This window comes from Streptomyces sp. NPDC107471, from assembly GCF_055582845.1.
The window spans coordinates 406,977-415,534 of sequence record NZ_JBVJPC010000009.1 but is presented as its reverse complement, the minus strand read 5'-3'; the positions used below and the strand labels follow the sequence as shown (position 1 = coordinate 415,534).

Annotated in this window: 8 protein-coding genes; 6 read left to right on the top strand and 2 right to left on the bottom strand. The window is 75.0% G+C overall.

Going from position 1 to position 8,558, the window contains the following annotated elements:
- Positions 1 to 27 precede the first annotated feature (27 nt).
- Positions 28 to 756 carry a ZIP family metal transporter gene (locus ACZ66S_RS30060; protein WP_469904679.1) on the bottom strand — a complete coding sequence of 243 codons (729 nt, stop codon included), beginning with the start codon at positions 754 to 756 and terminating at the stop codon, positions 28 to 30.
- Positions 757 to 861: 105 nt separating this feature from the next.
- Here ACZ66S_RS30060 and cobM point away from each other — a divergent pair, with 105 nt between their 5' ends.
- From cobM to cobC, 6 genes are read left to right on the top strand one after another with little or no spacing between them, the layout of a single operon-like run.
- Positions 862 to 1,683 carry a precorrin-4 C(11)-methyltransferase gene (gene cobM, locus ACZ66S_RS30055; protein ID WP_469904678.1) on the top strand — a complete coding sequence of 274 codons (822 nt, stop codon included), beginning with the start codon at positions 862 to 864 and terminating at the stop codon, positions 1,681 to 1,683.
- Positions 1,680 to 2,978: a precorrin-6y C5,15-methyltransferase (decarboxylating) subunit CbiE gene (cbiE, locus tag ACZ66S_RS30050; RefSeq protein WP_469904677.1), complete on the top strand. Its 1,299-nt coding sequence runs from the start codon at positions 1,680 to 1,682 to the stop codon at positions 2,976 to 2,978. The genes cobM and cbiE overlap by 4 nt, the downstream gene beginning before the upstream one ends.
- The gene (gene cobJ / locus ACZ66S_RS30045; RefSeq protein ID WP_469904676.1) at positions 2,975 to 4,666 is read left to right on the top strand and encodes a precorrin-3B C(17)-methyltransferase; all 1,692 of its coding nucleotides are present in this window, start codon (positions 2,975 to 2,977) and stop codon (positions 4,664 to 4,666) included. The genes cbiE and cobJ overlap by 4 nt, the downstream gene beginning before the upstream one ends.
- On the top strand, positions 4,663 to 5,253 hold the full coding sequence (locus tag ACZ66S_RS30040) for a precorrin-8X methylmutase (RefSeq protein WP_469904675.1): 591 nt from the start codon (positions 4,663 to 4,665) through the stop codon (positions 5,251 to 5,253). Before cobJ ends, ACZ66S_RS30040 begins: the two co-directional genes overlap by 4 nt.
- Positions 5,250 to 6,179 carry a sirohydrochlorin chelatase gene (locus ACZ66S_RS30035; RefSeq protein WP_469904674.1) on the top strand — a complete coding sequence of 310 codons (930 nt, stop codon included), beginning with the start codon at positions 5,250 to 5,252 and terminating at the stop codon, positions 6,177 to 6,179. Before ACZ66S_RS30040 ends, ACZ66S_RS30035 begins: the two co-directional genes overlap by 4 nt.
- On the top strand, positions 6,169 to 7,248 hold the full coding sequence (gene cobC / locus ACZ66S_RS30030) for an Rv2231c family pyridoxal phosphate-dependent protein CobC (RefSeq protein WP_469904673.1): 1,080 nt from the start codon (positions 6,169 to 6,171) through the stop codon (positions 7,246 to 7,248). The genes ACZ66S_RS30035 and cobC overlap by 11 nt, the downstream gene beginning before the upstream one ends.
- 270 nt (positions 7,249 to 7,518) lie before the next feature.
- Here the strand turns inward: cobC and ACZ66S_RS30025 are convergent, their stop codons facing one another.
- A complete protein-coding gene (locus ACZ66S_RS30025; RefSeq protein ID WP_469904672.1) occupies positions 7,519 to 8,415 on the bottom strand; it encodes an SCO1860 family LAETG-anchored protein in 897 nt (298 codons plus the stop codon).
- Positions 8,416 to 8,558 lie beyond the last annotated feature (143 nt).

The following is an 8,558-nucleotide window of genomic DNA, read 5'->3' as shown; positions in this document are numbered from 1 at the left end:
TCGGCGAAACCCTCCGGGGCGGCCGGGTCAGCCGGCCAGGCCCACCACCAGCCAGATGAAGCCGACGCCCGCGACCGTGCACAGCAGAGTCGAGCGGGCGGGGTGTTCGTGGTGGGCCTCGGGGAGGATCTCGGCCGCCGCGAGGTAGAGGAGCGCGCCGCCGAAGAGGCCCAGATAGCCGCCGAGCAGGCCCTCCGGGATGGTCACGAACGTCGTCGAGGCGGCGCCCAGCACCGGGGCCACCGCGTCCGCGAACAGCATGGTCAGGGCTTTGCGGCGGGCGTTGCCGTACAGGCTCGTGATCGTGTACGTGTTGAAGCCGTCCGCGAAGTCGTGGGCCACGACTGCCAGCGCGACCGCCGTGCCCATGCCGCCGCCCACCTGGAAGGCCGCGCCGATGGCCACGCCGTCCATGGCGCTGTGGCCGACCATCGCGGCGGCCGCCGTGAGGCCGACCTCGGGCACCCGGCCGTCGTGCTCCTCCCCGCCGTGCGCGGCCTGGCGGGCGGCCAGCAGGCGTTCCACCAGATGGGCCAGCAGGAAGCCGGCCACGAACAGGAGCAGGGCCGCGGGCACGCCGAAGACCTCGTCGCCGGCCGCGTGCAGTGCCTCCGGCAGCAGGTCCAGGCCGACCACGCCGAGCATCAGTCCGCCGGCCAGGCCGAGGACCAGATGACGGCGGTCGGTCACCCGCTGTGCCGTCCAGCCGCCGGCCAGCGTCATCAGGAACGCGCCGAGCGCGACGAAGACCGCCATAGGGCCTTGGTATCCGATCAACCCCCGTTCGCGCACATCCGGCCACCGCGCCGACCCCAGCCGTAAGACCTTTTAAGACCTTTTGTGATGAGAGGACCGATTTCCATGGCCGATGCCCCCACCGGCAAGGTGACCTTCGTCGGTGCCGGCCCCGGCGCCGCCGATCTGCTGACGTTCCGGGCCGCGCGCGTCATCGCCGAGGCCGACGTCGTGATCTGGGCCGCGAGCCTGGTGCAGGCGGAGGTCCTCGAGCACGCGCGCGAGGACGCGGAGATCCTCGACTCGGCGACCATGTCGCTGGAGGACGTGGTCGCGGTGTACGAGCGGGCACGCGAGGAGGGTCTCCAGGTGGCCCGTATCCACTCCGGCGACCCCGCCCTGTGGGGCGGCACGCAGGAGCAGCTCGACCGGTGTGCCCGGATGGGCATCGCCACCGAGGTCGTGCCCGGCGTCTCCGCCTTCTCGGCGGTCGCCGCGCTCGCGCAGCGCGAGCTGACCATCCCCGAGGTCGCGCAGTCCGTGGTGCTCACCCGGCTCGGCGGCGGCAAGACGCCGATGCCGCCCGGCGAGGAGGTGCGGGAGTTCGCCAAGCACGGCACCACCATGGCGATCTTCCTGTCCGCCGCGCGCAGCGGGCAGTTGGTGCGGGAGCTGCTGGAGGGCGGCTACCCGACGGCCACGCCGGTCGTGGTCGCCTACCAGGCGACCTGGCCCGAGGAGCTGGTCGTGCGCTGCACGATCGAGACGCTGGAGGAGACCGTCAAGGAGCACAAGCTGTGGAAGCACACGCTGTTCCTGGTCGGTCCCGCGCTGGACGCCGAGGGCACCCGGTCGCACCTCTACCACCCCGGCCACTTCCACGGGTACCGCAAGGCCGACCCGGAGGCCCGGCGGGCGCTGCGGGCGTCGAAGGGCGCCGGAACATGATCACGGTCGTGGGTACGGGGACGGGGGCGGCGCCCGCGGAGTCCCTGGCCGGGGCCGAGCTGGTCGTGGGCGGGCGGCGGCACCTGGACGCGGCGGCGGTCCCCGCGGACGCCGAGCGGGTCGTCCTCGGTCCGCTGGCACCGGCGCTGGACGTCATCGGACGGCATCACGACAAGGGCAGCCGGATCGTCGTGCTGGCCTCCGGCGACCCCGGGTTCTTCGGGATCGTGCGGGTGCTGGCGGAGCGGTTCGGTGCGGCCGCGCTGGACGTCCGTCCCGGTGTGTCCTCCGTGGCCGCCGCGTTCGCCCGGGCCGGGGTGCCGTGGGACGACGCGGTGGTGGTCAGTGCGCACGGGCGGGATCTGCGGACGGCGGTGAACGTGTGCCGGGCCCGTCCGAAGGTGGCGGTGCTGACCGGGCCGGGGGCCGGGCCTGCGGAGCTGGGAGCGGCGCTCGCGGCGAGCGGCGCCGAGGAAGGTCGTCGGGCGGGTGCGGCGCTGTTGGGGCTGGCCGCGCAGTTCCCCGCGCCCCTGGAACGCGTACTCCTGGTTGCCTCCGCACTCGGTACCCGCGACGAACGTGTCGAACGCGTCACCCCCGCCGAAGCCGCCGCCCGGGACTGGGGTACGGCCGTGAGTGTCGTCCTCTGTCTTGACGAGCAGCGGGCCCTCGGTGCCGTGCGCACCGTCGCCGGGCCTGCCCCACTCCCGTCCCGATGGGCCCTGGAAGAAAGCGAGTTCGCGCACCGTGACTCGATGATCACCAAGTTCGAGGTGCGGGCGCTGGCGCTGGCCCGGCTCGGGCCGCGGCTCGGGGAACTGGTCTGGGACGTCGGTGCCGGGTCCGGGTCCGTGGCCGTGGAGTGCGCGCGGCTCGGGGCCGCTGTCGTGGCGGTCGAGAAGTCGGCCGACGGGGTCGAGCGGATCCGCGCCAACGCGGCCGCGCACGGGGTCGACGTACAGGTCGTGCACGGGTCCGCGCCGGACGCGCTCGCCGAACTGGACGATCCCGACGCCGTGTTCGTCGGCGGCGGCGGACGCGAGCTGCCGGAGATCGTCGCCGCCTGTGCCCGCCGGGCCCGGCGGAGCGTCGTCGTCGCCCTGGCCGCGCTCGACCGGGTGCCGGCCGTGCGCGCGGCCCTCACCGACGCCGGGTTCGACGGCGACGGCGTACTGCTCCAGTCGTCCCGGCTGGCGCCGCTGCCCGGGGACGTGACCCGGCTCGCGGCGACCAATCCGGTATTCCTGCTGTGGGGCCTCAGAAACCCCGTGTATCGAGAGGGAGTTGCTCAGTGATCGGCCTCATTTCCGCCACCGCGGCGGGGGCGGCGGCACGTGACCGGCTGGCCGCGGCCCGGCCGGACCGCACGCGCGTGTACGACGGACCCGTGGGGGACGCCGTGCGCCGGGCGTTCGCGGAGTGCGAGCAGCTCGTGTGCTTCCTGGCCACGGGGGCGGTGGTCCGCCTGATCGCGCCGCTGCTCGGCGACAAGGCGTCCGACCCGGGTGTGGTGTGCGTCGACGAGGGCGGCCGGTTCGCCGTGTCCCTGGTCGGCGGACACGGCGGCGGTGCCAATGAACTCGCCCGGGAGGTCGGCGAGTTGCTCGGCGCCGAGCCCGTGGTGACCACGGCGACCGACGCGGTGGGGGTGCCGGGGCTCGACACGCTCGGGCTGCCCGTGGAGGGAGCGGTGGCGGCCGTATCGCGGGCGCTGCTGGACGGCGAACCGGTCGCCCTGCACAACGAGTCGGGCTGGCCGCTGCCCCCGCTGCCGATCGCCGCCGAGGGGCCCTACGGCATCCGGGTCACGGACCGGCTCGTCGAGCCCTCCGGCCGGGAGGTCGTGCTGCGTCCGCCCACGCTCGTGGTCGGGGTGGGCGCCTCCAGGGGCGCGCCCGCCGAGGAGGTGCTGGAGCTGATCGAGGGGTCGTTGCGGGAGGCCGGGCTGTCCCCTCGTAGCGTCGCCGCGCTCGCCACCGTGGACGCCAAGGCCGAGGAGCCCGGGATCGTGGCGGCGGCCGAGGCGCTCGGCGTGCCCCTGGTCACCCACGCGGCGGCGGAGTTGGCCGCCGTCGAGGTGCCCAACCCCTCGGACGCTCCCCTGGCCGCCGTCGGCACACCCTCGGTCGCGGAGGCCGCGGCGCTCGTCCATGGCGGCGAACTCCTCGTCCCCAAGCGGAAGTCGGCCGCGACACCCGCAATGGCGACCTGCGCGGTCGTACGGCGTCCCGCGCGCGGCCGGCTCGCGGTCGTCGGGCTCGGTCCCGGCGCCCGGGACCTGCTCACACCCCGCGCGAAGGCGGAGCTCCAGCGGGCCGCGGTGCTGGTCGGGCTCGACCAGTACGTCGACCAGATCCGTGATCTGCTGCGGCCCGGGACCCGGGTCCTGGAGTCCGGCCTCGGGGCGGAGGAGGAGCGGGCGCGCACGGCCGTCGAGGAGGCCCGCAAGGGTCAGGCGGTCGCGCTCATCGGCAGCGGGGACGCCGGCGTGTACGCCATGGCCTCCCCCGCGCTCGCCGAGGCCTCCGACGACATCGACGTGGTCGGCGTCCCCGGGGTGACCGCGGCCCTCGCGGCCGCCGCGATCCTCGGCGCCCCCCTCGGGCACGACCACGTGTCCATCAGCCTGTCCGACCTGCACACCCCGTGGGAGGTCATCGAGCGACGGGTGCGGGCGGCGGCCGAGGCGGACATCGTGGTCACCTTCTACAACCCCCGCTCCCGGGGCCGGGACTGGCAGTTGCCCAAGGCGCTCGCGATCCTCGCCGAGCACCGGGAGCCGGCCACGCCGGTCGGGGTGGTGCGGAACGCGTCGCGGCCGGACGAGTCCGGCCGGCTGACGACACTGGCGGCGCTCGACCCGGCGACGGTCGACATGATGACGGTCGTGACCGTGGGCAACACCGCGACCCGTGACATCGCGGGGCGCATGGTGACCCCGCGCGGCTACCGCTGGCAGACGTCGGAGGAGGGCTCGAAGTGAACCGTGTCGTCCACCCCATCGAGGTGGAGTCCTACCGGCGGATGCGCGCCCGCCTGGACACCTCGCACCTCCCGCCGCTGACCCGGGCGGTGGTGGAGCGGGTCGTCCACTCCGCCGCCGACCTGGAGTACGCGACCGATCTCGTCATGGACGAGGGCGAGTTGGAGAGGGCGCACGCCGCGCTGCACGCCGGCGCGCCCGTCGTCACCGACGTGGAGATGGTCGCGGCCGGGATCACCCGCCGGGAGACCGTCTGCCGGCTGCGGGACGCCGAGTCGGGTCCCGGGCTGACCCGTTCGGCCCACGCGATCCGCCTCGCCCACGAGCAGGTCGGCGCGGGCGCGATCTGGGTGATCGGCAACGCGCCCACCGCGCTGGAGGAGTTGCTGACCCTGGACGCGGACCCGGCGCTCGTCATCGGGCTGCCCGTCGGCTTCGTCGGCGCGGTCGAGTCCAAGGCCGCGTTGCGCGAGAGCGGGCTGCCCGCCGTGAGCAACGTGTCCGAGAAGGGCGGTTCGGCGGTGGCCTCCGCCGCGCTGAACGCCCTGCTGTACCACCCCACCCACCCCTCTGAGGAGACATCGTGACCACCCCGCCGCCCGCCCTGCTCATCGCCGGTCATGGCACCCGGGACGAGGCCGGAGCCGAGGCGTTCCGCGACTTCGTCCGGGAGCTGGGGGCCCGCCATCCCGAACTGCCCGTCGCGGGCGGCTTCATCGAGCTGTCCCCGCCGCCGCTGGGCGATGCGGTGGCCGAACTGGTGGAGCGCGGTGTCCGCCGGTTCGCGGCCGTGCCGCTGATGCTGGTGTCCGCCGGGCACGCCAAGGGCGACATTCCGGCGGCGCTGTCCCGCGAGAAGGAGCGCCACCCCGGGATCTCGTACACCTACGGTCGCCCGCTGGGCCCGCACCCGGCGCTGCTGAACGTCCTGGAGCGGCGTCTGGACGAGGCGCTGGGCGCCATCGGGGGGCGCACCCCGCTGGACCGGGCGGACGTGACCGTGCTGCTCGTCGGCCGCGGCTCCACCGACCCGGACGCCAACGCCGAGGTGTACAAGGCGGCCCGGCTGCTGTGGGAGGGGCGCGGCTACGCGGGCGTGGAGACGGCGTTCGTGTCGCTGGCGGCCCCGGACGTGCCGAGCGGGCTGGACCGGTGTGCGGCGCTGGGGGCGCGCAGGATCGTCGTGCTGCCGTACTTCCTGTTCACCGGGATCCTGCCGGACCGGGTCAGGCAGCAGACCGAGGGCTGGGCAGCCGCGCACCCGGAGGTCGAGGTGCGGTCCGCGGACGTCATCGGTCCGGAGCCGGAGCTGCTGGACCTGGTGATGGAGCGGTACCGGGAGGCGGTCAAGGGCGATCTGCGGATGAACTGCGACTCGTGCGTGTACCGCATCGCGCTGCCGGGCTTCGAGGACAAGGTGGGCCAGGCCCAGCAGCCGCACTTCCACCCCGACGACGACGGCCACCATCACCACCACGGCCACCACCACGGCTCCCACAGCCATGCGCACTGACAGCACCCGCAGCGGCGAGGATCACGACCTGCGGCACCACGGCGACGCCGAGGTGCGGGACGCCGGTGCGCGGCTGACGGACCTCGCCGTGAACGTCCGCGCCGACACGCCCCCGGCCTGGCTGCGGGAGCGCGTCGCCGGCTCGCTGACCGGGCTCGCCGCCTACCCCGACGGGCGCGCGGCGCGGGCCGCGGTGGCGGCCCGGCACGAGGTGCCCGTGGAGCGGGTGCTGCTGACCGCGGGGGCCGCCGAGGCGTTCGTCCTGCTCGCCCGCGCCCTGACGATCCGTCACGCGGTGGTGGTGCACCCGCAGTTCACCGAGCCGGAGGCGGCCCTGCGGGACGCCGGGCACGCGGTCGACCGGGTGCTGCTGCGGGAGGAGGACGGTTTCCGGCTCGACCCGGCGGCCGTTCCCGAGGACGCCGACCTGGTGGTCGTGGGCAACCCCACCAACCCGACGTCGGTGCTGCATCCGGCCGCCACCATCGCGGCACTGGCCCGCCCCGGGCGGACGCTGGTGGTGGACGAGGCGTTCCTGGACGCGGTGCCGGGCGAGCGCGAGGCCCTGGCCGGGCGGACGGACGTCCCCGGACTCGTCGTGCTGCGCAGTCTGACGAAGACGTGGGGCCTGGCGGGGCTACGGATCGGTTACGTCCTCGCCGCCCCGGAGACCGTCACCGACCTGGAACGGGCCCAGCCCCTGTGGCCGGTGTCCACTCCGGCCCTCGCGGCGGCCGAGGCGTGCATGGAGCCGCGGGCTCTGGCGGAGGCCGCCCACGCGGCCCACCGCGTCGCCACCGACCGGGCCCATCTCGTCGCCGGACTGCGGGAGTTCGCTCCGGACGGGCTCCGGTTGGTCGAACCTGCCGAGGGTCCCTTCGTCCTCGTACGGCTGCCGCGGGCCGCGGAGGTACGACGGCACCTGCGCGACCTGGGCTTCGCGGTGCGGCGCGGGGACACGTTCCCGGGGCTCGGCGAGGAGTGGCTGCGGCTCGCCGTACGGGACCGGGCGACGGTCAACTCCTTCCTCCAGGCACTGGACCAGGCGGTGACGCTGGGCCAGGGCTGAGGCGGGTGCCGTCGCGCCGGCCGGGACGGCACCGCGACCGGGTCCGGATCCGTGCGGCACCGGGGCTCCCCCTCCGTGCCCCGGTCACCCGCGCTCATGCGGCACGGCTTCCCGGAGCCACCGCCTGCCCCGGTCACCCGCGCTCATGCGGCACGGCGTCCCGAGCCACCGCGTGATGCGGGCAGACCCGGCGCGGGTGCCACGTCCGCCGCCTGAAGCGAGGCACCCCACCTCCGCCCGGCCCGAGGGGCACTGCGGCCGGGGTCCGGATCAGCTTCGGCGGCGGGACACCGCCACTGCTCCCCCGCCTGCCACCAGCAGGGCGATCGCGCCGGTCATGAGGTACGACGTCATGGAGCTGGTGCCCGTCTCGGCGAGGCCCGCCTCCTTGGCGGGGCCGCCCTGGGGCTTGACCTCGGGTGCGGGGGTGTCCGGCGTGGCGGGGGCGGGCGGGGCCTCGCAGGTTGCCTTCGCGAGGGTCAGGGTGCCCTCGACCTGGGCGACTCCCAGCTTCAACGGGTCGACGGAGACGGTGAGTTCGAGCGCGGTGGCGGCGGCTGTGCGCGAGGTGGTCACGTTCTTCGACAGGTCGAGGCGGACCTCGCCGACCCCGGGCACCTTCACGTCGGTCGGGCCGCCGGTGGTCACCGTGACCTTCTTGCCGAGCACCGTGACCGCGCCGAGGAGGTTCGAGGAGGCGGTCGGGGTCCGGCCCGCCGCGCAGGTCGCCCGGGAGGTGACGCCCTCGATCTCGATGAGGGACAGCAGCGGAAGGCCCGGGACGTGGAGCCGGGCGTGGGTGAGACGGGTGGACGCCTCGGCCTTCCCGTCGGTGACGGTCGCCCCGGCGTCGGCCACCTCCGCGGCGAGCACGCTGAACGGCCGCCCCCCGTCCACGCCGTCCAAGGTCGCCGTCAGCGTGGTCTGCCGGGCACTGCGGGGCGCCTGGACCTCGTTGAGGGTGACCGCGAGGGGCACGTCGACGGTCTTGTCGAGCAGGCTGACGTCCAGCCCGGTGCGCAGGACGACGGCGCTCGCGCGCCCCTGGTCGCCGGTCGCGTGCGCGGCGCCCGCGCCGGCCAGCGCCACGGGACCGGCGGCGAGGACGGTGGCCGCCGCCACGGTGGCGAGACGGCGTGCGGGCATGCGGAAGTCGGTGCTGTTCAAGGTGGTGGGACCCCCAGAGAGGACTGGCTCGGGACCTCGAAAGGATGTCGCACCACCGGCCGTTCGACAGCGATCCGCGGGGAGTTCACACGATCGTGGCGCACCCGCGCACGCTTTCGAGCTCACCCCGCCGTCCGGGTCAC

Excerpts from the sequence above, each read along its gene's own strand:
- ACZ66S_RS30060 (WP_469904679.1), bottom strand. The coding sequence starts at position 756 with ATGGCGGTCTTCGTCGCGCTCGGCGCGTTCCTGATGACGCTGGCCGGC.
- cbiE (WP_469904677.1), top strand. The coding sequence starts at position 1,680 with ATGATCACGGTCGTGGGTACGGGGACGGGGGCGGCGCCCGCGGAGTCC.
- cobC (WP_469904673.1), top strand. The coding sequence starts at position 6,169 with ATGCGCACTGACAGCACCCGCAGCGGCGAGGATCACGACCTGCGGCAC.
- cobM (WP_469904678.1), top strand. The coding sequence starts at position 862 with ATGGCCGATGCCCCCACCGGCAAGGTGACCTTCGTCGGTGCCGGCCCC.